This window comes from Limnohabitans sp. YIMB22184 (genome assembly GCF_048020265.1).
In the GTDB taxonomy this organism is placed as follows: Bacteria; Pseudomonadota; Gammaproteobacteria; order Burkholderiales; family Burkholderiaceae_C; genus Limnohabitans_A.
This window is the reverse complement of the sequence record NZ_CP171843.1, coordinates 1,491,253-1,513,362: the sequence shown is the minus strand read 5'-3', so window position 1 is coordinate 1,513,362 and position 22,110 is coordinate 1,491,253. Positions and strand designations below refer to the sequence as shown.

Genomic DNA, 22,110 nt, shown 5'->3' with positions numbered 1-22,110 from the left:
TCAGGTGGGCTGACTGGCCTGGGCGGGCGCTTCGTTGGTCCATTCGCCGCGGTGGTGCAGACGGGTGTAGGCGCCGCCCCGTGCCAGCAACTCGGCGGGTGCGCCTTGCTCCACAATCCGGCCGCGCTCCATCACGATGACCCGGTCGGCGTGTTCGATGGTGGACAGGCGGTGCGCCACGATCAAGGTTGTGCGGCCTTGCATGAGTTTTTGCAGCGCGTCCTGCACCAGGCGCTCGGACTCGTTGTCCAGCGCCGATGTGGCTTCGTCCAGAATCAAAATAGGCGCGTCCTTGTACAGGGCGCGGGCAATGGCCAGGCGCTGGCGTTGGCCGCCAGACAGCTGGTTGGCGTTGTGGCCCAGCTCGGTGTCCATGCCTTGCGGCATGTGCAACACATGGCCCCACAGATTGGCCGCTTCCAGGCTGGCCTGAATGCGCTGCGGGTCGGCATCGTGCCCCAAGCAGACGTTGGCCGCCACGGTGTCGTTGAGCATGACCACGTCTTGGCTGACCATGGCGATCTGACGGCGCAAACTGTCCAGGGACCAATCCTGGATGGGTACGCCATCGATGAGGACTTCGCCTGCGCTGGGCTGCACAAAGCGGGGCAGCAACTGGATCAAGGTGGTTTTGCCGGCACCCGAGGTGCCCACCAAGGCGACGGTTTCTCCGGGCTGGACTGTCAGGTGGATGTCCGACAGGGCCGGTTGGCCCTCGGGATTGAACTGCAAATGCACACCACGCCACTCGATGGCCCCTTGGGCGCGGACACTGCTGAAGACGCCTTGTGTTTCCTCTTTGGCCTCGTGCAACAAGGCCAAGCCCCTTTCGAGCGCGGCCAAGCCACGGGTGATGGGGCTGGAGATTTCGGCCAGGCGCTTGATGGGGGCCACCAGCATCAGCATGGCGGTGATGAAGGCGACAAATCCGCCCACGGTGGCACCCGATGCGCCATTCTGGCTTTGGTACAGCGCAATCACCAGCACCATGGACAAAGACAAAGCCGCCATGATTTGTGTCAGCGGCGTCATGGCGGCCGAGGCCACGGTGGTTTTGAGTGCCAGCCGACGCAGCACCTTGGCCAGTTGGCCAAAACGGGCCATCTGATGCGCTTGCCCGCCTTGCAGCCGAACCACCCTGTGCGCCAGCACGTTTTCCTCGACCACATAGGCCAGGTTGTCGGTCGCGGTCTGGCTTTCCTTGGTCAGTTTGTAAAGGCGCCGGCTCAGGGCCTTGATGATCCAGCTCAAGCCCGGGGCCACAGTGAACACCACCAGCGTGAGTTTCCAGTTGAGCCACATCAGGTAGCCCAGCAAGGCGATCAGCGTGAAGCCGTCACGTGCCAGGGCAATGACGGCCGACACCAATTGCGAGGCGCCGGTTTGGACTTCGTAAACAATGGTGTTGGACAGGGCGCTGGCCGATTGTTTGGAAAACAAGGACAAATCGGCCTTCATGAGCTGGGCAAACAACTGCGAGCGGAGTTTTTCCATGCCATCGTTGGTCAGCCGGGACAGCGCGTACTGGGAAATGAAGTTAGCGATGCCGCGCACCGTGAACAGGCCGACCACTGCGGCTGGAATGGCCCAAAGCGGAAGCTTGTTTTCGGCAAACCCCTTGTCCAGCAGGGGCTGAAACAAGGCTGGGATCATCGGCTCGGTCAAGGCGGCCATCAAGGTGCCCGCAATCGCCACAGCCCAGATGCCTCTCTGATTTCCGAAATAGGGCAGCAGTCGTTGCAGCCGGGCCCGGATGCTGGATGCAGGCATGGAAGAGAGAGGGGGCAGGCTCATGCCTCAATTGTAAGGAAGGCCGCAGAGGCAAGGGACCCACGAGGGGCTGAAAGCTGTTTCTACAGTGTACGATCACGCCTTTCCCGTATTGAACGATCACCCTGTCCACATGAATCTTCTTTTTTTGCGCACGGGCTGCTTGCCCTGGCTGTTGAAGCTGTTGGTTCTGAGTGCCCTGGCCCTGCCTGCATGGGCCCAGTTTCGCGTCGAAGTGACGGGTGTGGGCATGACCCAGTTGCCCGTGGTGATGGTGCCTTTCAAGGGCGAAGCCACTGCGCCGCAAAAGCTCGCTGGGATTGTCCAAGCCGATCTGGAGCGCAGTGGCCAGTTCAAGGGGCTGCCCGCGGGCAGCGTCTTGATGGACGAAAACAGCCGGCCCGACTGGAGCCCTTGGCGTCAGTTGTCGGCCGAAGCCTTGTTGGCCGGCTCGGTCACCCGCCTGGCCGATGGCCGTTATGACGTCCGTGCCCGTTTGTGGGATGTGGTCAAAGGCCAGGACAAAGGGGATTTCAAGGACACGGTGAGCGCCGCAGAGCTTCGCTTGTCTGCACACCGCATTGCCGATTGGGTTTATTTGCAGCTCACAGGGACGCCGGGCGCTTTCGCATCGCGCATCAGTTATGTCACCAAGTCGGGTGGCCGCTACGCCTTGTGGATTGCCGACTCCGACGGCGAGAACGCGCAGTCGGCGCTGAGCAGCCCCGAGCCCATCATCTCGCCCTCATGGTCGCCCAATGGTACGCAGCTGGCCTATGTGTCTTTTGAGCAGCGCAAACCCGTGGTGTACGTGCACGAACTGGCCACGGGGCAACGCCGCGCTGTGGCCAATTTCAAGGGCTCCAACAGCGCGCCGGCCTGGAGCGCTGACGGCAAAGCATTGGCCGCCACCTTGAGCCGCGATGGCGGCTCCCAGCTGTTTCGGATCGATCTGCAAGGGGGTGAGCCTCGGCGCTTGACCCAATCGGGCAGCATCAACACCGAGCCCGCTTTTTCACCGGATGGTGCGGCGCTGTTTTTTGTCAGCGACCGAGGCGGAAGCCCCCAGATTTACCGCATGCCGGCCCAAGGTGGCCCCGCCGAGCGGGTGACGTTTTCGGGCACCTACAATATCTCCCCTGCAGTCAGCCCCGATGGCCGTTGGTTGGCCTATGTCTCACGCATGGGTGGTGCATTTCGCCTCCATCTGATGGAGCTGGCCACGGGCCAAGTCACCGCTTTGACCGACACATCGGCCGATGAGCGCCCCAGCTTCGCCCCCAACAGCCGCATGTTGGTGTATGCCACGGTCTTTCAAGGCCGCGAGTCCTTGATGACAACTTCGCTGGACGGACGCGTCAAGGCGCGCTTGGCGGGGCAAGGCGGCGACATCCGGGAACCTCATTGGGGCCCGGTGCGCAAATGAATTTAGAACACCCATTTTTTAATTGAAGAGGTTAATCATGACGAAGACATTTTTGAGCAGCATGTTGTTGGCAGCTCTGCTGGCTGGTTGCGCATCTGGTGTGAAACTGGACGACGTGCCGGTCGAGGACAAGTCGGCCACATCGTCTGGCGTGTCCACACAGGGCATCGGCAACAACCCAAGTGGTGCCCAAACGGGGGTGGCGGGTGTGGTGGTTGACAAATCGGGTTCCGGTATCGGACCCGTGGGTGTGGCGCATGTCGTTTATTTCGATTACGACAGCTTTGTGGTTCGCGCCGAAGCCCGCCCGGTGATTGAAAACCATGCCCGCTTCTTGCAAGCCAACAAACAACGCAAGGCCAATCTGGAAGGTCACACCGACGAGCGCGGTGGACGTGAGTACAACCTGGCATTGGGCCAAAAGCGTGCAGAAGCCGTGCGTCAGGCCTTGAGCCTTTTGGGCGTGCCTGAGAGCCAGTTGGAAGCCGTCAGCTATGGCAAAGAAAAGCCTGCCGCTCAAGGCTCCTCCGAAGCCGATCTGGCCAAAAACCGCCGCGTTGAAATCCGGTACTGAGCACCATGAGCACGCGCGCTGTGTCATGCCTTGCCTGGTCCCGCTGGATTCTGGTGTGGGCGGTCTCTGGTCTGCTGGGCACTGCACAGGCAGGTCTTTTTGAAGACGACGAAGCCCGCAAAGCCATCCTCGATTTGCGCCAGCGGGTTGATCAATCGAATGCGGCCATCAAGGGCTTGGGCGACGAAAACGCCCAGCTGCGCCGTGCTTTGCTGGATTTGCAAGGGCAAATCGAAGGCCTCAAGGCAGAGATGTCCCAAGGCCGAGGAGCCCAAGAGCAATTGGCTCGCGAATTGTCCGAAGTTCAAATGCGCCAAAAAGATGTGGCCACGGGTGTGGACGAGCGCCTGCGCCGTTTCGAGCCTGTGAAAGTCACGCTCGATGGCCAGGAGTTCATGGCCGAGCCTGCCGAAAAACGCGACTATGACGCGGCCATGGAGACTTTCCGCAAGGGTGACTTTGCGGCTGCGCAGTCGGCGCTTGGTCAATTCGTGCAGCGCTACCGCAGAAGCGGCTACACGCCGTCGGCCCTGTTCTGGTTGGGCAATGCCCAATACGCCGTCAAGGACTACAAGGAGTCGATGGCGAATTTCCAGCAAATGCTGAAAACGGCGCCTACCCATCCGCGTGCGCCTGAGGCGATGCTGGCCATCTCCAATGTCCAGATCGAGTTGAAGGACCTGAAGGGGGCCCGCAAAACCATGGACGACTTGATCAAGACTTATCCGGCTTCTGAAACAGCCGCCACAGCCCGTGAGCGGCTGACGCGTCTGCGCTGAGCGCCAGGGCATGGTGGCGATCACGCTTGAGCAGCTGCAGCAGCAGAGTCATGGGGTTCTGGGGCTGACTATCTTGGTGGCTGGTCTGGCGGGGTGGGTGTTTCACCGCAGCCATTTCTGCACCATGGGGGCCATCAGTGATTGGGTCATCATGGGGGACCGAACTCGTGCCAAGCAGTGGACCCTGGCCATCGCGGTGGCCATCTTGGGTTTTGGGCTGATGTCCGGTTTGGGCTGGATCAGCCTGCTCAACACCATTTATGCCAGTGCACAGCTGCCTTGGTTGTCCTTGTTGCTCGGAGGCTTGTTGTTTGGCTCCGGCATGGTGATGGGCTCGGGTTGCGCCAGCAAGTCGCTGATCCGCTTGGGGGCGGGCAATTTGAAGTCGTTGGTGGTTTTGATGGCCATGGGCATATCGGCCTTGGCCGCCATGCGTGGCCTGACGGCGGTGTGGCGAGCCAACACCCTAGACCTGCTGCAGCTGCCCACAGGCCCCGGACCTTTTGTCGCGCAGTGGTTGGCCAGTGGCACGGGGTGGACTCTGCCGCAGGCTGGACTGGTCGCGGCCTGCGTGGTGTGCGGCTTGCTGTTGCTTTGGATTTTCAAAACGGACCCTGCGTTGCCGACGTCGACGCTTCTGTCCGGTGTGGGCGTGGGTGCGGCGGTATTAGCACTGTGGTGGATCAGTGGAGTGATGGGTTTTGTGCCCGAGCACCCCGAAACGCTGGAAGCTACGTTTTTGAACACGGCCAGCGGGCGCATGGAGTCGATGAGCCTGACCGCGCCAGTGGCTTATGGGTTGGACGCCTTCATGTATTTCAGCGACGGCAGCAAACGCATGACCTTAGGCATGGCCACAGCTTTGGGTTTGCTGGTCGGCGCTTTTGTCAGTGCCCGAGTGCAGGGCACGTTCCGATGGGAAGGCTTCACGCAGACCGCTGATCTGGCATGGCATGTGTGTGGTGGGGCTCTGATGGGTTTGGGCGGTGTCATGGCCATGGGGTGCACCATTGGGCAGGGGCTCTCGGGTTTGTCCACCTTGAGTTTGGGCAGTTTCATCGCGGTCCTGGGGATCGTGTTGGGTGCCGTGCTCACCTTGCAGTGGCAGCTGCGCCGCGCCGAGGCGCAAGCATGAATCCGCTGTCGTTAGCGCCCGACGAAGAGGCTCGTCGTTTCGGGGGCTTGCAACGGCTGTACGGTGTGCAGGGCGCAGAACATATCCGCCGAGCGCATGTGGTCGTTGTGGGCATTGGCGGCGTCGGCTCCTGGGTCGCCGAAGCTTTGGCACGCAGCGGCGTGGCCCGTCTCAGCCTGATCGACATGGACCACATTGCCGAGTCCAACATCAACCGCCAGATCCATGCCTTGACCAGCACCACGGGCCAGGCCAAAGTCCAGGCCATGCGCGAGCGCATTGCCCTGATCCATCCGGCTTGCCAGGTCGATGCGATCGATGAATTTGTCACCCCTGAAAATTGGCCCGTCGTTTTGCCCGCACAGCCCGATGCCGTGGTCGATGCCTGTGACCAGGTCAAAGCCAAGGTGGCCATGGCCCAATGGGCTTTGGCAAGCCAAGTGGGTTTCATCACGGTGGGGGCCGCGGGTGGCAAGCGTTTGGCGCACAAGGTGGATGCGGACGACTTGTCCAAGATCACCCACGATCCTTTGCTGGCCCAGGTGCGCTATCGCTTGCGCAAACACCATGGCGCCGCCAAGGGCGAGAAGCGGATCGGCATTCAAGGGGTTTTTAGCCGCGAAGCCGTGGCACCGCCCGACGCCTCGTGCGCGATCGAAGGCGATGGTTCGCTCAACTGCCACGGCTATGGTTCGGTGGTCAGCGTGACGGCCACCTTTGGCATGTGTGCCGCCTCAGAAATTTTGAACTTTTTGTCCGCCGGCTTTCAGAAGGCCCAAAAATAACGCTATAATTTGAGTCTTGCTACAGTGCACAAACATTGAAGCAAAGGGACCATAGCTCAGTTGGTAGAGCAGCGGACTTTTAATCCGTTTGTCGTGGGTTCGACCCCCGCTGGTCCCACCAGAAAAAGTAAAAAAGCACTTTGTATCTCGGTACAAAGTGCTTTTTTCATGGGCGTGCGCTGTGCACCCTGACTCCACCGAAAGAGCCTGCAGATGACCATCGAATCGAATCGCCAAGATGACTTGAACAAGATGGTGCTGTGCGAGCCTTGCTCGGGCATTCAGCGCCACTGGCGCCGTGCGCCCGGCCATGCCGAGTTGGTGCAAGGCGCCAACCGCAAGGAGCAGCGCGAGTCGGGACAGGTGACCATCACCCGCTATCGGTGTGACCGTTGTGGCACGGCCTGGGAATACGAGAACAACAAGGCCGACCAGCACGCAGGCTGGTCGGTGACTGGCGGCTAAAAGATCATGTGACCGCTGCTGAGCGGTCTTCAAGCTCAGACCTTGACCGCCTCAAACAGGCTCAGGCCGATACTTCCAGCAGCTGCGTCAATTCCAGCCAACGCTCCTCCAAGGTGGCGACTTCGTCGGCCAGGGCTTTGAGTCGTCGTCCGGCATCGGCCATTTCTGCGGGCGAAACGGGTGTTGTCAAAAGCTGCTCCAGTTGGTGTTTTTCGGCTTCGATGCTGGCCATGCGTTGCTCGTTTTGTTCCAACTCGCGCTTGAGGGGGCGGGTCTGCGCCGCCAGTTGCTGGCGTTTTTGGGCGTCAAGTTTGCGCTGTTCCGCGCTACTGACGTCTGAGGCTGCAGCGGCCGCCACGTGGGCCGATACTGGCGCTGCGGGTGCAGCATGGGTCGAAGCCGCAGAGTCTTGGGTTGGAACTGTCTGCGTGACCACCGCGTCACGTGCGGCGTTTTTGGCTGCTTCGCGCAAACGCTTGGACTCTTCCAGCAAATACTTTTGGTAGTCGTCCAGATCACCGTCAAAGGGCTCGACCTTGCCCCGGCCCACCATCCAGAACTCGTCGCACACGGCACGCAGCAAGGCGCGGTCGTGACTGACCAGCATGACGGTGCCTTCGAACTCGTTGAGCGCCATGGACAGCGCTTCGCGGGTGGCCAGGTCGAGGTGGTTGGTGGGCTCGTCCAGCAGCAAAAGGTTCGGGCGCTGCCACACGATCATGGCCAGCACCAGGCGGGCTTTTTCCCCGCCGCTCATGGAGCCTACGGCTTGTTTGACCATGTCGCCCGTGAAGTTGAAGGTGCCCAGGTAGTTGCGCAAATCCTGCTCGCGGCTGGGCTCGCCGCTGTTTGGCCCCAGCTCTTTGGCCAGGCGGATCATGTGTTCCAGCGGGTTGTCCTGCGGGTGCAGCACGTCGAGTTCCTGCTGCGCAAAGTAGCCGATGTTCAGGCCTTTGCCCTCGGTCAGCGTGCCAGCCAAAAGCGGCATGGTGCGGGCGATGGTTTTGACCAGGGTCGATTTGCCCTGGCCGTTGGCGCCCAGAATACCGATGCGTTGCCCGGCCAGCACCGATTTGCTCACGCCTTGCAAAATCGCTTTGGGTTCGCCGTCCACGGTGTAGCCAAAGCTGGCTTCGCTGATGGCCAGCATTGGGTTGGGCAGGTTGTTCGGTTCCTTGAAGCCGAAGGTGAACTCGGCATCGGCCAGCAGCGGGGCCACTTTTTCCATGCGCTCGAGCGCCTTGACCCGGCTTTGCGCCTGTTTGGCCTTGCTGGCCTGCGCCTTGAAGCGGTTGATGAACTTTTGCAGGTGGGCGATCTTGTCTTGCTGCTTGGCAAACGAGGCCTGTTGCAGCTCCATTTGCTGGGCGCGCAAAATTTCAAAGCCGCTGTAGTTGCTGCCGTAACGGGTCAGTTTGGCGTGGTCGATGTGCAGCGTGACGTTGGTCACCGCGTCCAAAAATTCGCGGTCGTGGCTGATCACGATCATGGTGCCCGCATAGCGCTGCAGCCAGGCTTCCAGCCAGACCAGGGCGTCCAAGTCCAAGTGGTTGGTGGGTTCGTCGAGCAACAAGATGTCGGACGGGCACATCAGCGCCCGGGCCAGCTGCAAGCGCATGCGCCAGCCGCCCGAGAAGCTGTTCACCGGGTTGTTGAGTTCATCCACCCGAAAGCCCAGGCCCAAAATCAGGGCTTCGGCGCGGGGCAGGGCGTCGTGGTCGCCCGCGTCGGCCAGGTCGGTGTAGACGTGGGCCATCTCCATACCGTCCCCACTGGCCTCGGCGGCCACCAGGCGCTGGCGCAACTCGGCCAGGCGGGTGTCGCCCTCCAGTACAAATTCGGCAGCAGGCTGATCGGTCTCGGGCATGTTCTGCGCCACTTGGGCCATGCGCCAGGCTTTGGGCATGTCGAAGTCGCCACCGTCTTCGTGCAAGCTACCGTTGAACAGCGCAAACAAGGTGGACTTGCCCGCGCCGTTGCGTCCGACCAGACCGACTTTCTCCCCCGGGTTGAGGGTGACCGAGGCTTGGTCGAGCAGCACCTTGGTGCCTCGGCGGAGGGTGACGTTTTTGAGGTTGATCATGGAAAGCGGTTGCCCGGAACCGATCCGGGAATGTGGGGCAGGGGCAGGGTCAGCGTCGGCGCTTACTTTGAAAATTCGAGAGCCGGCTATTTTCGCCGATGCGCCTGTGGGATGGATAGAGGTAGCGCGGGCATGGCGTCAAAGAGCGAGCAGGGCCTCTCGTGTGATGAGGAGCACCTGGTCGTCGCCCGCGCTGGTGTCGAGCCAGGCGACTTCGAGTTCGGGAAAGGCAGCGGTGAAGTGATCCACCTCGTTGCCAATCTCCAGCACCAACAGGGCGTGTTCGCTCATGCGCGAGGGGGCGTCTTTCAGAAGCTGGCGCACAAAGTCCATGCCGTCAGCGCCGCCTGCCAGTGCCAGTTCGGGCTCGGCGCGGTATTCGGCGGGCAGGGCGTCCATGCTGGCTTGGCACACATAAGGCGGGTTGCACAGGATCAAATCAAACGGGCCGGGCAAATTGCCCAGGCCATCGCTGTGCACCAGCGATACGCGCTCTTGCAGTTCGTGGCGTGCCATGTTGATGGCGGCCACTGCTAAAGCGTCATCTGAAATGTCAGCCCCTGTCACCTGCACCTCGGGCCAAGCCAGCGCCGCCAGCACGGCCAGGCTGCCGTTGCCGGTGCACAGGTCCAGCACTTGCCGGGTCTGGTCGCTCAGCCAGGCGTCAATGGTGCCGTCGGCCAGCACCTCGGCGATCAGGCTGCGCGGCACGATGGCACGCTCGTCGATGTAAAACGATACGCCTTGTAACCAGGCTTCGCGGGTCAGGTAGGCAGCGGGCTTGCGGGTGGTGATGCGTTCCTCGATCAGCGCAGCGCAAGCCGCTTGCTGCTCAATCGTTATGGCTTGCTGGCCCGCTTCGTCCAGATCGGTGTCGAGTGGCAGGCCCAAGCGCCACAGCACGAGCCAGACGGCTTCGTCAAAAGCGCTTTGGGTGCCGTGGCCAAAGGCGAGCTGGGCTTGGGTCAGGCGCTCGGTCGATTGCGCGATCAGTTCGTTCAGATGCATTGGGACTCCAGGACTGCCGCGCTTCGCTCGCAGTGACGGGTAAAGGCGCTTATGGAGCGGCACGTGGTGGGCCAAACGCTCATGCCGACAGGCCCAGGTTGAGTTGTTCCAGTGTGCGGCGGTAGATGTTTTTCAGGGGCGCGATGTCGGACAACGCCACATGTTCATTGACCTTGTGGATGGTCGCATTGGGCGGGCCGAACTCGATCACTTGCGGACAGATCTGCGCGATGAATCGGCCATCGCTCGTGCCGCCTGTGGTGGACAGCTCGGTCGTCAAGCCGGTTTCGTCGGTGATGGCTTGTTGTATGGCGGCCACCAAAGTACCGGGCGTGGTAAGGAAGGGGCGGCCGCCCAGAGTCCATTTCAGCTCGTAGGTCAGACCGTGCTGGTCCAAAACGGCTTGCAGCCGCTGCTGCAGGCTCTCAGGCGTGGATTCGGTGCAAAAGCGGAAGTTGAAATCCACCACGCAGTCGCCCGGGATCACATTGCTCGCGCCCGTGCCCGCATGGATGTTGCTCACCTGCCAGCTGGTGGGGGGGAAAAAGGCATTGCCTTCGTCCCAGCGGATGCTGACCAGCTCGGCCAGCGCGGGGGCCAGACGGTGGATCGGGTTGTCGGCCAAGTGTGGGTAGGCGATGTGGCCCTGCACACCTTTGACGGTCAGCTTGCCGCTCAGGGTGCCGCGTCGGCCGTTCTTGATCATGTCGCCCGTTTGCTGCACCGAGGTGGGTTCGCCCACGATGCAATACTGCGGCGCGTCACCACGGGCCTGGAGCTTTTCACAAACGATCACGGTGCCGTCAAGGGCCGGGCCTTCTTCGTCGCTGGTCAGCAAAAAGGCGATGCCCAAAGCCGGATTGGGGTTGGCCACCAAAAACTCCTGCACCGCCACGACCATCGCCGCCAGCGAGGTTTTCATGTCGCTGGCGCCGCGCCCGAACAGCTTGCCATCCTTGTGGGTGGGGGTGAAGGGGTCGCTGTCCCATTGCGTGAGCGGCCCGGTGGGCACCACGTCGGTGTGTCCGGCAAAAGCCAGGGTCTGGCCCGAAGTGCCTGCGCGTTTGGCCCAGAGGTTGCGCACGCGGAAAGTCTCGGGGCCGGAGTCCATGAATTCGCAAACGAAGCCCAGGGGCTTCAAAGCGTCGGCGATCAGGTCGAGGCAACCCGCATCTTCTGGCGTGACGGATGGACGGGCGATCAGCTGCTCGGCCAGGCGCAAGGTGTCGTGGCAAACGGAGGGGCGGGTGGTGGTGTTCATGCTTCAGGCCTTGTGGGGGTGCGAACGCACAAAGCGGGCGATGCGCTCGGCCGCTTCCAGGCACTCGGCGGTTTCGGCCACCAGCGCCATGCGGATGCGGCCCTGGCCGGGGTTGCTGCCATTGAAGTCACGCGCCAAATAGCTGCCGGGCAGTACGGTCACGTGTTCTGCTTGGTAGAGAGCTTGGGCAAACCCGGCGTCGTCGCCTTGCCAGCCCGCAGGCACGCCCGCCCAGAGGTAAAAGCTGGCGTCGGGCAGTTTCACATCCAGCACTTCGGCCAGCACGGGCGTGACCTGGGCAAACTTGGTGCGGTACTGGTTGCGGTTGTCCACCACATGGACTTCGTCGCCCCAGGCGGCCACACTGGCCGCTTGCACCACAGGGCTCATGGCGCTGCCATGGTAGGTGCGGTAGAGTAAAAACTGCTTGATGATGGCCGCATCTCCGGCCACAAAGCCGCTGCGCAGGCCGGGCACATTGCTGCGTTTACTGAGACTCGTGAAGGCGATCAGGCGTTTGAAGTCGGTGCGGCCGAGCTGATGCGCAGCTTCCAGTCCGCCCAAGGGCGCTTCTTCTCGGAAATAAATCTCGCTGTAGCACTCGTCGGACGCGATCACGAAACCGTGTTGGTCCGACAGGGCAAACAGCTTTTCCCACTCAGACAGGGGCATCACCGCCCCGGTGGGGTTGCCCGGCGAGCAAACGAACAAAAGCTGCGTGCGGGCCCAAACGTCGGCGGGCACGCTGTCCCAATCGTTGGCAAAGTTGCGCGCCGGGTCGCTGGGCACGTAATACGGCTCAGCCCCCGACAGCAAGGCCGCGCCTTCGTAGATTTGATAAAACGGGTTGGGGCTGACCACTGTGGCGCCAGGCCGGGTCGGGTCGATCACGGTTTGCGTCAGGGCAAACAGGGCTTCGCGCGAACCGTTCACGGGCAGGATCTGCGTGGCCGGGTCCAGGGTCAGGCGGTAACGGCTTTGCAGCCAGCCTGCGCAGGCTTTGCGCAGGCTGGGCTCGCCCGCTGTGGCCGGGTAGGCCGATAGGCCAGTGGCGACAGAGGCCTTGAGCGCTTCCTGAATGAAAGCGGGCGTGGCGTGTTTGGGCTCGCCGATGCCTAAGCTGATGTGGCGCAGAGCCGGGCTGGGGGTGACGCTGGCGAACAGCTTCTTGAGCCGTTCAAAAGGATAGGGTTGAAGTTTGGCGAGGAGGGGATTCATCCCATGATTATCCGGGATGGAGGGTACCTGTTGGTCCTTGGGCTTGTCAGCGCGTTTTTCACCATGCCTGTCGGGTAACATTGCCGTTTTGCACTGTGTTGGCCGTTTGGGCTGGCCCTTTTACCCGATCTGATACCGCCGTGCGCCTCAATTCCATCAAGCTTTCAGGCTTCAAATCGTTTGCCGAACCGACCAACTTCCTGCTGCCCGGGCAACTGGTGGGCGTGGTCGGGCCCAACGGTTGCGGTAAATCCAACATCATGGATGCGGTACGTTGGGTATTGGGCGAGTCCAAAGCGTCGGAGTTGCGTGGCGAATCCATGCAGGACGTCATCTTCAATGGCACCACCACCCGCAAACCGGCCAGCCGCGCCAGCGTGGAGCTGGTGTTCAGCAACGAAGACCACCGTGCGGGCGGTCAATGGGGCCAATTTGCCGAAATCGCCGTCAAGCGTGTGCTCACCCGCGACGGCAACAGCAGCTACTACATCAACAACCAACCCGTGCGCCGCCGCGACGTGCAGGACGTGTTTTTGGGCACGGGTCTCGGGCCCCGCGCCTACGCCATCATCGGCCAAGGGACGATTAGCCGCATCATCGAGTCGCGCCCCGAAGAGCTGCGTTTGTTCCTCGAAGAGGCTGCAGGTGTCTCCAAATACAAGGAACGCCGCCGCGAGACCGAAAACCGTTTGTCCGATACCCGTGAGAACCTGACCCGGGTCGACGACATCCTGCGCGAGCTGAATGCGAATTTGGAAAAGCTGGAAAAGCAGGCCGAAGTCGCCACTCGCTACAACCAGCTGCAGGCCGATAGCACGCTCAAGCAGCACCAGCTGTGGTTTTTGAAGCGCCGTGATGCCGAGGCCGACCAAGGCCGCATGAAGTCGGACGTGGACCAGGCCGTGAACGCGCTCGAATCGCGCATGGCCGATCTGCGTCACGTCGAGGCCGATCTGGAAACCATTCGCCAGGCGCATTACGCCGCAGGTGACCAGGTCAACCAGGCGCAAGGCAAGCTGTACGAAGCCAGCGCCGAAGTGGGGCGGCTGGAGGCCGAAATCCGCTTTGTGGTGGAAGGCCGCCAACGTGCCGAGCAGCGCCTGCAGCAGCTGGTGGAACAAACCGCCCAATGGGGCACCCGCAGCCAGGACGCCCAGGCCGAGCTGGAAACCCTGGCTGAGCAAGCGGCCATGGCCGAAGACCAGAGCATGACCTTGGCCGCCCAGGTCGAAGACCAGGCCATGGCGCTGCCCGATCTGGAAGAAGCCCTGCGCAAAGCCCAAAACGACGCCACCGCCCAACGCGCCACCGTGGTGCAGGTGCAGCAGCAAATTGGCGTGCTGGCGGCCGAGCAGCGCAACGTGGAAGAACAATCGCGCCAGCTGGAGCAGCGCCGCGAACGCTTGCTGACCGACCGCAACGCCTTGGCTGCGCCCGACGAGACCCGGCTGAGTCACTTGCAAGAACAACTGACCGAAGCCGAGGCTCTGTCGGCCGAGGCCGAAGCCCGACTGCAGGATCTGCAAGAGCAGGTGCCCGCACTCGACGAAGACCGCCGCACGCGCCAAAGCGCCGTGAACCAGGAATCGGCCAAGCTGGCCGATCTGAGCGCCCGCATCGAGGCGCTCAAGGCCCTGCAAGAGAAAGTGCGCACCGACGGCAAGCTCAAACCCTGGCTAGCCAAGCACGGCATGGAGGGACTCGAAGGACTCTGGAGCCGAATCCACATCGAGCCGGGTTGGGAAAACGCCCTCGAATCCGCGCTGCGCGAGCGCCTGTCGGCCCTGGAAGTCTCGCGCCTGGACATGGTGCGCTCGTTCGCCAACGATGCGCCGCCCGCCAAACTCAGCTTTTTCAGCCCGCCTTTGGCCGCCAAAGCCGCGCCGCGCAGCGGCATGCCCTTGGGCTGCAAGTCTCTGGCCGAGTTGCTGCGCGTTCACGATGCCGGCTTGTCGGCCCTGTTGACCGACTGGCTGCAAGGCTGTTACACCGCCCCCAACATCGAAGACGCGCTGGCCTGGCGCAGCCAGCTGCAAGCGGGCGAAACCCTCTTTGTGCAGGCCGGCCATGCGGTGGATCTCAACAGCGTGGTGTTTTACGCCCAAGACTCCGAGCAAGCCGGTTTGCTGGGCCGTGCCCAGGAGATCGAGAACCTGGAAAAGCAGCTGCGTGCCCAAACCCTGATTTCGGAAGAAAGCCGCAGCGCTTTGGTGCGGGCCGAAGCGGCCTATGCCGACGCCTCGCAGCGCTTGATCACCGTGCGCCGCGAAGCCAGCGAAAGCCAGTCGCGCACGCACGAGTTGCAGGTTGAGACCTTGCGCCTGTCTCAGCTGGTGGCGCAAACCCGTGCCCGCAGCGAGCAGATCAACAACGACCTGGCTGAAGTCGAGGCCTTGCTGGACGAGCTGCAAGAGCGCCGCGTCACCGCCGAGGCCCGTTTTGAAGAGCTCGACATGCAGCTGGCCGACACCCAAGAGCGCCACGCCCAGCTGGACGAACGGGTGATCGAAGCCGAGCGCAAGCTGGCCGAATGCCGCGAACAACAGCGCAGCCTGGAGCGCCGGGCGCAAGAAGCCCAGTTCTCACAACGCAGCCTGGACGCCCGCCGCGCCGAGCTGCAGCGCACCATCGAGACCGCACAGCAGCAGATGAGTAGCATCGACGCCGAAATGCAGCGCGCCCGCGACGAACTCAGCCGCCTGACCGATGCCGCCGCCCAAGCCGGTCTGCAAAATGTGCTGGCCGTCAAGCTCGAGCGCGAGCAAGCCCTGGGCGCTTGCCGCAGCGCCTACGACGACCTGACGGCTAAACTGCGTGCCAGCGACGAACGCCGCGTGAGCTTCGAGCGTGAACTCGACCCCTTGCGCCAGCGCATCACCGATTTACAGCTCAAGGAACAAGCCGCCCGCCTGGGTCTGGAGCAATACACCCAGCTGCTGGCCGATGCCCAAGCCGATCTGGAGGCCGTTGCCGCTTCGATTGAGGCGGGCCAGGTGCGCGTGACGGGCCTGCAAGGCGAGATCGACCGCATCCACCGCGAGATCACGGCCTTGGGCCCGGTCAACCTGGCCGCGCTGGAAGAGCTGACCACCTCGCGCGAGCGCAAGGTGTTCCTGGACTCCCAGTGCGCCGACCTGACCGATGCCATGAACACGCTGGAAGACGCGATCCGCAAGATCGACGCCGAGACCCGCGAATTGCTGGGCGGCACCTTCAAGATCGTCAACGAGCATTTCAGCCGTATGTTCCCGGAGCTGTTTGGCGGCGGCAATGCGCGTTTGGTGATGACCGGCGACGAAATTCTGGACGCGGGCGTGCAGGTGCTGGCGCAGCCGCCCGGCAAGAAAAACCAGACTATCCATTTGCTGTCGGGTGGCGAGAAGGCCCTCACGGCGATCGCGCTGGTGTTTGCGATTTTTCAGCTCAACCCTGCACCGTTTTGCTTGCTCGACGAGGTGGACGCGCCGCTGGACGACGCCAACACCGAGCGCTACGCCAAGCTGGTGGCGGGCATGGGTAAAGAGACCCAGTTCCTGTTCATCAGCCACAACAAGATCGCCATGGAAATGGCCGAGCAGTTGATTGGAGTGACCATGCAGGAGCAAGGCGTGTCACGCATCGTGGCTGTGGACATGGAGTCCGCAGTGTCAATGGCCGACGTGGCCTGAGGAAGTTATGTTGGAATCGATGAGTTCATTGCAGTTGAGTCTAGCCGCCATCGGGGCCCTCACTGTGGGCGCCGTGGTGGTCTACAACTATTGGACCTCACGCAAAAATGCACCGCGCCAGGCTGAGCCCCAGACAGAGCCCGAGTTGGTCACGCCAGATGCCTTGCCTGAGTCTTCCGAGCTCCGCGAGCCCGTCCTCACCGACGACTTTGCCAGTCTGCCCCAGCCCGAGCGCAAGCCTCAGCTGGACGCCTTGATCGATGTGATCGCCACCATCGATGTGGACCACCCTGTCTCCGGGGACGCCGCTTTGGCGGCTTTGCCCGTGACCCGCCGTGTCGGCACCAAGCCTTTTCATGTCGAGGGTTGCAGCGAACTCAGTGGCGAGTGGGAGGTTTTGACGGCTGGCCGTCGCTACACGGCCTTTCAGGCGGGTGTTCAGCTGGCCAACCGAGTAGGGGCACTCAACAACATCGAGTTTTCAGAGTTTGTGGTCAAAACCCAGGCTTTTGCCGATGCTGTGGGCGGCAGCGCCAGTTTCAGTGACATGCTCGAAGAAGTGGCGCGTGCGCGTGAACTTGACCAATTTGCCAGCGCACACGATGCCCAGCTGAGTTTCACGGTCTGTGCTCGCGCTTCGGCCTGGAGTCCCGGCTACATCCAGCAGCATGCGGCGCGACTGGGTTTTGTGGCCGGGGTGATTCCGGGTCGCATGGTGCTGCCTGCCGCTGTGGCGGGCTTACCGCCTGTTTTGTCGCTGACGTTTGACACCCAAGCTGCCATGGCCGAAGACCCGGCTTTGTCTGCGATTCGCGAGTTTTCACTCAGCCTGGATGTACCGCAAATTGCCCGTGAAGACCATCCCTTCGAGCGCTTGCGCGAGGCGGCCCGTTTGCTCGCAGAGCACATGGACGGCGTGGTGACCGATGGCAATGGTCAGATTTTGGGCGATGACGTGCTCGATCAAATTGCAACAGATTTGCAGCAGCTCTACGACGCGCTGGCGGAGCGCGAGTTGTCGGCGGGCACGCCTCAGGCGCGTCGTTTGTTTTCCTGATCCGTTCGCGGCACACCATGTCCCAACCGGACTTGTTTGGCGACCTGCCTTCAGCCGAGGCCGCCTCGCGCCCCAGCAGTGCCCCAGAGCCATCGCCCGCCGACAAGGCTGAAAAACTGCGGGCGCTTTTGCACCACCACGCGCACGCCTATTACACGCTCGACGCGCCCGAAATACCCGACGCCGAATACGACCGGCTGTTTCGCGAACTGCAGGCGCTGGAGTCGGCCCACCCCGAACTGCTGACGCCCGATTCGCCCACCCAGCGGGTCGGCGGCGCGGTGCTGGACGCTTTTGCCCAGGTCACGCACCGCGTGCCCATGCTCAGCATCCGCACCGAAACCGATACCGAAGCCAGCGGGGCTGAGGCTTTTGACACCCGCATCCGCAAAGAGCTGGGCTTGAGCGATGCCGACCCGGCTGTGAGCTATGTGGGCGAGTTGAAATTTGACGGCTTGGCCATGAGCCTGCGTTATGAAAACGGTGTGCTGGTGCAAGCCGCTACCCGGGGCGATGGCGAAACCGGCGAAGAGGTCACCGCCAACATCCGCACCATCGGCCAGATTCCGCTGCGCTTGCCGCCCGGTGCGCCTGCCGTTCTGGAAGTGCGCGGCGAGGTCTACATGCGCCGCGACGACTTTGAGGCTCTGAATGAGCGCCAACGCCAACGCATCGCCGCAGGCACCAAGGGCGAAAAAACCTTCGTCAACCCGCGCAATGCCGCTGCTGGTGCCGTGCGCCAGCTCGACTCGGGCATCGCCGCCGAGCGGCCCTTGAGCTTTTTTGCCTATGGCCTGGGCGACATCACGCCCGCAGCCGAAGGCGGCCCGGTTTGGGCCACGCACTACGACATGCTGATGCAGCTCAAGGCCTGGGGCTTTCCGGTGGCCGAGCAAACCGCTTGCGTGCAGGGCGCGGCAGGCCTCGTGGCCTTTCACCAGCGCATCGCGGCCGAGCGCGACGCCTTGCCCTACGACATCGACGGCGTGGTCTACAAGGTCAACGACCTCGCCCTGCAGGCCCGGCTGGGCTTTGTGACCCGCGAGCCGCGCTGGGCCGTGGCCCACAAATACCCCGCGCAAGAAGAAATGACTACCGTGCTGGCCATCGACGTGCAGGTAGGGCGCACCGGCAAACTCACGCCCGTGGCCAAACTGGCCCCGGTGTTTGTGGGTGGCGTCACCGTCACCAATGCCACGCTGCACAACGAACTCGAAGCCCGCCGCAAGGATGTGCGGGTGGGTGACACCGTGATCGTGCGCCGTGCGGGCGACGTGATCCCCGAGGTGGTGTCGGTGGTGCTGGACCGCCGCCCGGCCGATGCGCCCCAGTTCACCATGATGACGCACTGCCCCGTGTGTGGGAGCTTGGCCGAGCGGGAAGAGGGCGAAGCCGACCACCGCTGCACGGGCGGGCTGTTTTGCAGCGCCCAGCGCAAGCAAGCCATCTGGCACTTTGCCCACCGCCGCGCCATGGACGTGGACGGCCTGGGCGACAAACTGGTGGACCAGCTGGTCGATGCCGGGCATGTCAAAACCCTGGCTGACCTGTACCACCTGAAGCTGGACACGCTCGCCAACATGGACCGCATGGCCGAAAAATCGGCGGTCAATCTGCTCGAGGCCCTGGAAAAATCCAAAAACACCACCCTGGGCCGCTTTTTGTTCAGCCTGGGCATCCGCCATGTGGGCGAGGCCACGGCCAAGGAACTGGCCCGGCACTTCGGCCAGCTCGACGCCATCATGGCCGCCAGCGAAGACGCGCTGCTGCAAGTGGCCGATGTCGGCCCGGTGGTGGCCCACAGCATCCACACCTTCTTTGCCCAGCCGCACAACCGCGAAGTGGTGCAGGCCCTGCGCGATGCGGGCATCACCTGGCCAGAGGGCGACGCCCTGGCCCCGACCGAAATGCCGCTCGCGGGCGTCACCGTGGTGCTCACCGGCACCTTGCAAAGCATGGGCCGCGACGAAGCCAAAGAAAAACTCGAAGCCCTGGGCGCCAAAGTGGCCGGCTCGGTCAGCAAGAAAACCCACTACGTGGTGGCCGGTGCCGAGGCGGGCAGCAAGCTCGACAAGGCGCAGGCCCTGGGCGTGCCGGTGCTCGACGATGACGGGCTGGCGCTGCTGCTTGCCGGAGAAAAACCATGACCGTGCGTGACATCCTCAAAATGGGCGACGCCCGCCTCTTGCGCATGGCAGAACCTGTGCAGGCGTTTGACACCCCCGAGTTGCATGCCTTGATTGCCGACATGCGCGAAACCATGGCGGCTGTCCACGGCGCTGGTTTGGCTGCGCCCCAGATTGGGGTGAACCTGCAATTGGTGATTTTTGGCAGCGATGCAGTCAATCCTCGTTACCCCGACCGGCCTGTGGTGCCCAAAACCGTGCTCATCAATCCCGTCATCACGCCCTTGGGGGCAGATGAAGAGGAGGATTGGGAGGGCTGTTTGTCGGTGCCTGGTTTGCGCGGCGTGGTGCCACGCTGGTCACGCATCCGTTACACCGGGTTCGATGAAAAAGGCCAGCCGATCGACCGCACGGTGGACGGTTTTCATGCCCGCGTGGTCCAACACGAATGCGACCACCTGGTCGGCAAGCTTTACCCGATGCGGGTGCGCGACTTCACCCGCTTTGGTTTCACCGAGGTACTGTTTCCGGGCATCAGCGCGGCGGAAGGCGACTGAGTCGCCGCGTGTCACTGGCCTGGGGATCGCGAGCCGGGGCCCGCGACCGGTGCAGGGGTGTCAAAGCCCCTTGAGTTTTTCCAGCGCGGCCAGCAGCGTTTCATCCTTTTTGGCAAAGCAGAACCGAATGACTTTCTGGTCAAAGCCTTGGCCATAAAAGGCTGAGAGCGGGATGGCGGCCACGCCAATGTCGGTGGTCAGCCATTTGCAGAAGTCGGCTTCACTCAGATTTTTCTCGGGTACTTTCAGTCCGGAAATGTCCACGCACTGAAAGTAAGTGCCTTCGCCGGGCAAGAGCTTGAACTGGGTTTGTGCCAGCCCTTGGCGGAACAGGTCGCGCTTGCGTTGGTAAAACGCGGGCAGTTCCAGATAGGGTGCAGGGTCGGCCATGAAACGGGCGAGGGCATGCTGCATCGGCGTGTTCACGGTGAACACGTTGAACTGGTGCACCTTGCGAAATTCTGCGGTGTAGGCCGCAGGCGCCGCCACGGTGCCGATTTTCCAGCCGGTGACATGGAAGGTTTTGCCAAAGCTGGACACGATGAACGCGCGTGCGGCCAGGCCATCGAAATGTGCTGCGCTCCAGTGCTGGTTGGGCGCGTAGACCATGTGCTCGTACACCTCGTCGCTGATGAGCACGATGTCGGTGGGGGCCAGGATCTCTTGCAGCGTCAGCATGTCTTGCTTCGACCAGACCATACCGCTGGGGTTGTGCGGTGAGTTGATCAGGATGGCGCGTGTCTTGGGGCTGATGGCGGCGCGGATTTTGTCAAAGTCGGGGCGGAAGGTGCCGGGGGTGAGGGGCACACGCACCACCACGCCGCCCGCCAGTTCGATGTTGGGCACATAGCTGTCGTAGCAAGGCTCCAGCACGATGACCTCGTCACCGGGGTGAACGATGGCCAGAACGATGGTGAGGATGGCCTGGGTGGCACCGGCGGTGACGGTGATCTCACTGACCGGGTCGTAATGGCGGCCGTAGAGAGCCTCGATCTTGCGCGACACCACTTCACGCAGGGGAGCCACACCGGTCATTGGGGGGTATTGGTTCAGACCCTCGCGCATGGCGTCGTTCACCAAGTCAAGCAGGCGCGGGTCGCAGGGGAAGTCCGGAAAGCCCTGGCCCAGGTTGACCGCATTTTTTTCAGTGGCCAAGGCCGACATGACGGTGAAAATGGTGGTGCCCATGTGGGGCGCTTTGGAGACGAGGTTGGGGATGCGTGCGTTCATGGCGTTCAAAGTTCAGGGCTCAAAGTTCGTAATCGTTGACATGGCCGTTCATGGCCTTGGTAATCAGAGGGGCTGTCAGGCGATCGCTCAGCAATTCGGCAAAGTGGTACACAAAGTGGCGCAGGTAAGCGCCCCGCTTGAAAGCGACTCGGGCCACATTGATACCCAGCAACTGACCGAGCGGGCGAACCGCCAGGTCTTTGACCGGGTCGTCCTTGACGGCCATTTCGGCCACGATGCCAATGCCCAAACCCAGACGCACATAGGTCTTGATGACGTCCGAGTCAATGGCCTCGAGCGCGATGCGGGGGTGGAGTTTTCGGGCAGCAAACGCCTGATCAATCCGTCCACGTCCTGTGAAGGAGGGGTGGTAGGTGATGATGGGCTCGTTGGCAATGTCCTCCAGGGACAAATTCGCTTTGCTGGCCAAGGGGTGGTCCAGCGGCAGCACCAGAACGTGCTGCCATTCATAGCAGGGCAGGGTCACCAGCTCTTCGTAGGCTGACAGGGATTCGGTGGCGATGCCGATTTCGGCCACATCCTGCAGCAGCATCTGGGCTACCTGGTCGGGTGCGCCTTGGTGCAGGCTGATGTTGACCTTGGGGTATTTTTCGCGCAACTTGGCCACGGGCAGCGGCAGCACATAACGCGCTTGGGTGTGGGTGGTCGCGATGGAGAGCGTGCCACTGTCCTGGGCGCTGTATTGGTCACCGATTTTGCGCAGGTTGCCGACTTCGCGCAGGATCACTTCGATGCTTTCCAGTACATGCTGGCCAGGTTCGGTGATCCGTTTGAGCCGCTTGCCATGGCGGGCAAAGATTTCGATGCCCAGCTCTTCTTCCAGTTCGATGATGGCTTTGGACACACCCGGCTGGGAGGTGTGCAGGGCTTTGGCCGTTTCCGTCAGGTTGAGGTTGCGGCGCGCCGCTTCTTGGACAAAGCGAAATTGGTGCAGGTTCATACGGTAA

Annotated in this window: 17 protein-coding genes and 1 tRNA gene; 11 read left to right on the top strand and 7 right to left on the bottom strand. The window is 62.3% G+C overall.

From position 1 onward, the window contains the following. A complete protein-coding gene (gene msbA, locus ACHEXL_RS07130; protein WP_416561267.1) occupies positions 1-1,794 on the bottom strand; it encodes a lipid A export permease/ATP-binding protein MsbA in 1,794 nt (597 codons plus the stop codon). Between the two features lie 109 nt (positions 1,795-1,903). On the opposite strand from msbA, the gene tolB reads away from it, so the two are divergent. The 7 genes from tolB (at position 1,904) to ACHEXL_RS07095 (ending at position 6,934) form a co-directional block, all read left to right on the top strand. Further along, entirely contained in the window at positions 1,904-3,196 is a 1,293-nt protein-coding gene (gene tolB, locus ACHEXL_RS07125; protein ID WP_416561266.1) for a Tol-Pal system beta propeller repeat protein TolB, read from the top strand. A gap of 37 nt (positions 3,197-3,233) precedes the next feature. Beyond that, positions 3,234-3,770: a peptidoglycan-associated lipoprotein Pal gene (gene pal, locus ACHEXL_RS07120; RefSeq protein WP_416561265.1), complete on the top strand. Its 537-nt coding sequence runs from the start codon at positions 3,234-3,236 to the stop codon at positions 3,768-3,770. A 5-nt stretch (positions 3,771-3,775) separates the two neighbouring features. Further along, positions 3,776-4,549, top strand: coding sequence for a tol-pal system protein YbgF (gene ybgF, locus ACHEXL_RS07115; RefSeq protein WP_416561264.1), 774 nt, complete (start codon positions 3,776-3,778; stop codon positions 4,547-4,549). Positions 4,550-4,559: 10 nt separating this feature from the next. Continuing rightward, positions 4,560-5,684 (top strand): YeeE/YedE family protein, encoded by a 1,125-nt coding sequence (locus ACHEXL_RS07110; protein ID WP_416561263.1) that lies wholly within the window; start codon positions 4,560-4,562, stop codon positions 5,682-5,684. Continuing rightward, complete coding sequence (locus ACHEXL_RS07105) at positions 5,681-6,469, top strand: tRNA threonylcarbamoyladenosine dehydratase (RefSeq protein WP_416561262.1); 789 nt, start codon at positions 5,681-5,683, stop codon at positions 6,467-6,469. Before ACHEXL_RS07110 ends, ACHEXL_RS07105 begins: the two co-directional genes overlap by 4 nt. A 45-nt stretch (positions 6,470-6,514) precedes the next feature. After that, a tRNA-Lys gene (locus ACHEXL_RS07100) sits at positions 6,515-6,590 on the top strand. 92 nt (positions 6,591-6,682) lie between these two features. Then, positions 6,683-6,934: a hypothetical protein gene (locus ACHEXL_RS07095; protein WP_416561261.1), complete on the top strand. Its 252-nt coding sequence runs from the start codon at positions 6,683-6,685 to the stop codon at positions 6,932-6,934. 61 nt (positions 6,935-6,995) lie between these two features. Here the strand turns inward: ACHEXL_RS07095 and ACHEXL_RS07090 are convergent, their stop codons facing one another. The 4 genes from ACHEXL_RS07090 to dapC all read right to left on the bottom strand — a co-directional run bounded on the left by ACHEXL_RS07090 (position 6,996) and on the right by dapC (position 12,504). Continuing rightward, positions 6,996-9,017 (bottom strand): ABC-F family ATP-binding cassette domain-containing protein, encoded by a 2,022-nt coding sequence (locus ACHEXL_RS07090; RefSeq protein WP_416561260.1) that lies wholly within the window; start codon positions 9,015-9,017, stop codon positions 6,996-6,998. A 138-nt stretch (positions 9,018-9,155) separates the two neighbouring features. Next, entirely contained in the window at positions 9,156-10,025 is an 870-nt protein-coding gene (gene prmB / locus ACHEXL_RS07085) for a 50S ribosomal protein L3 N(5)-glutamine methyltransferase (RefSeq protein WP_416561259.1), read from the bottom strand. Positions 10,026-10,104: 79 nt separating this feature from the next. Then, positions 10,105-11,286 carry a succinyl-diaminopimelate desuccinylase gene (gene dapE / locus ACHEXL_RS07080; RefSeq protein WP_416561258.1) on the bottom strand — a complete coding sequence of 394 codons (1,182 nt, stop codon included), beginning with the start codon at positions 11,284-11,286 and terminating at the stop codon, positions 10,105-10,107. 3 nt (positions 11,287-11,289) lie between these two features. Then, complete coding sequence (gene dapC / locus ACHEXL_RS07075) at positions 11,290-12,504, bottom strand: succinyldiaminopimelate transaminase (RefSeq protein ID WP_416561257.1); 1,215 nt, start codon at positions 12,502-12,504, stop codon at positions 11,290-11,292. Between the two features lie 140 nt (positions 12,505-12,644). Between dapC and smc the strand changes: the two genes are divergently transcribed. Genes smc through def form a run of 4 tightly spaced genes read left to right on the top strand, consistent with a single transcriptional unit; the run spans position 12,645 to position 19,912 of the window. Continuing rightward, entirely contained in the window at positions 12,645-16,172 is a 3,528-nt protein-coding gene (gene smc, locus ACHEXL_RS07070; RefSeq protein WP_416561256.1) for a chromosome segregation protein SMC, read from the top strand. Between the two features lie 19 nt (positions 16,173-16,191). Further along, positions 16,192-17,229, top strand: a complete 1,038-nt coding sequence (locus ACHEXL_RS07065) for a cell division protein FtsZ (protein WP_416561255.1) — start codon at positions 16,192-16,194, stop codon at positions 17,227-17,229. Between the two features lie 17 nt (positions 17,230-17,246). Continuing rightward, positions 17,247-19,376 (top strand): NAD-dependent DNA ligase LigA, encoded by a 2,130-nt coding sequence (gene ligA, locus ACHEXL_RS07060; RefSeq protein ID WP_416561254.1) that lies wholly within the window; start codon positions 17,247-17,249, stop codon positions 19,374-19,376. Then, positions 19,373-19,912: a peptide deformylase gene (gene def / locus ACHEXL_RS07055; protein ID WP_416561253.1), complete on the top strand. Its 540-nt coding sequence runs from the start codon at positions 19,373-19,375 to the stop codon at positions 19,910-19,912. Before ligA ends, def begins: the two co-directional genes overlap by 4 nt. A gap of 60 nt (positions 19,913-19,972) precedes the next feature. On the opposite strand, the gene ACHEXL_RS07050 is transcribed toward def, so the two are convergent. Both ACHEXL_RS07050 and ACHEXL_RS07045 read right to left on the bottom strand, forming a co-directional pair. Continuing rightward, positions 19,973-21,142, bottom strand: coding sequence for a pyridoxal phosphate-dependent aminotransferase (locus tag ACHEXL_RS07050; protein ID WP_416561252.1), 1,170 nt, complete (start codon positions 21,140-21,142; stop codon positions 19,973-19,975). Positions 21,143-21,161: 19 nt separating this feature from the next. Beyond that, positions 21,162-22,103 (bottom strand): CysB family HTH-type transcriptional regulator, encoded by a 942-nt coding sequence (locus ACHEXL_RS07045; protein WP_416561251.1) that lies wholly within the window; start codon positions 22,101-22,103, stop codon positions 21,162-21,164. Between the last annotated feature and the right edge of the window lie 7 nt (positions 22,104-22,110).

What these genes read in the sequence shown, in the direction of transcription:
- msbA (WP_416561267.1), bottom strand. Translation starts at nt 1,794, where the DNA reads ATGAGCCTGCCCCCTCTCTCTTCCATGCCTGCATCCAGCATCCGGGCC.
- tolB (WP_416561266.1), top strand. Translation starts at nt 1,904, where the DNA reads ATGAATCTTCTTTTTTTGCGCACGGGCTGCTTGCCCTGGCTGTTGAAG.
- pal (WP_416561265.1), top strand. Translation starts at nt 3,234, where the DNA reads ATGACGAAGACATTTTTGAGCAGCATGTTGTTGGCAGCTCTGCTGGCT.
- ybgF (WP_416561264.1), top strand. Translation starts at nt 3,776, where the DNA reads ATGAGCACGCGCGCTGTGTCATGCCTTGCCTGGTCCCGCTGGATTCTG.
- ACHEXL_RS07110 (WP_416561263.1), top strand. Translation starts at nt 4,560, where the DNA reads ATGGTGGCGATCACGCTTGAGCAGCTGCAGCAGCAGAGTCATGGGGTT.
- ACHEXL_RS07105 (WP_416561262.1), top strand. Translation starts at nt 5,681, where the DNA reads ATGAATCCGCTGTCGTTAGCGCCCGACGAAGAGGCTCGTCGTTTCGGG.
- ACHEXL_RS07095 (WP_416561261.1), top strand. Translation starts at nt 6,683, where the DNA reads ATGACCATCGAATCGAATCGCCAAGATGACTTGAACAAGATGGTGCTG.
- ACHEXL_RS07090 (WP_416561260.1), bottom strand. Translation starts at nt 9,017, where the DNA reads ATGATCAACCTCAAAAACGTCACCCTCCGCCGAGGCACCAAGGTGCTG.
- prmB (WP_416561259.1), bottom strand. Translation starts at nt 10,025, where the DNA reads ATGCATCTGAACGAACTGATCGCGCAATCGACCGAGCGCCTGACCCAA.
- dapE (WP_416561258.1), bottom strand. Translation starts at nt 11,286, where the DNA reads ATGAACACCACCACCCGCCCCTCCGTTTGCCACGACACCTTGCGCCTG.
- dapC (WP_416561257.1), bottom strand. Translation starts at nt 12,504, where the DNA reads ATGAATCCCCTCCTCGCCAAACTTCAACCCTATCCTTTTGAACGGCTC.
- ACHEXL_RS07065 (WP_416561255.1), top strand. Translation starts at nt 16,192, where the DNA reads ATGAGTTCATTGCAGTTGAGTCTAGCCGCCATCGGGGCCCTCACTGTG.
- ligA (WP_416561254.1), top strand. Translation starts at nt 17,247, where the DNA reads ATGTCCCAACCGGACTTGTTTGGCGACCTGCCTTCAGCCGAGGCCGCC.
- def (WP_416561253.1), top strand. Translation starts at nt 19,373, where the DNA reads ATGACCGTGCGTGACATCCTCAAAATGGGCGACGCCCGCCTCTTGCGC.
- ACHEXL_RS07050 (WP_416561252.1), bottom strand. Translation starts at nt 21,142, where the DNA reads ATGAACGCACGCATCCCCAACCTCGTCTCCAAAGCGCCCCACATGGGC.
- ACHEXL_RS07045 (WP_416561251.1), bottom strand. Translation starts at nt 22,103, where the DNA reads ATGAACCTGCACCAATTTCGCTTTGTCCAAGAAGCGGCGCGCCGCAAC.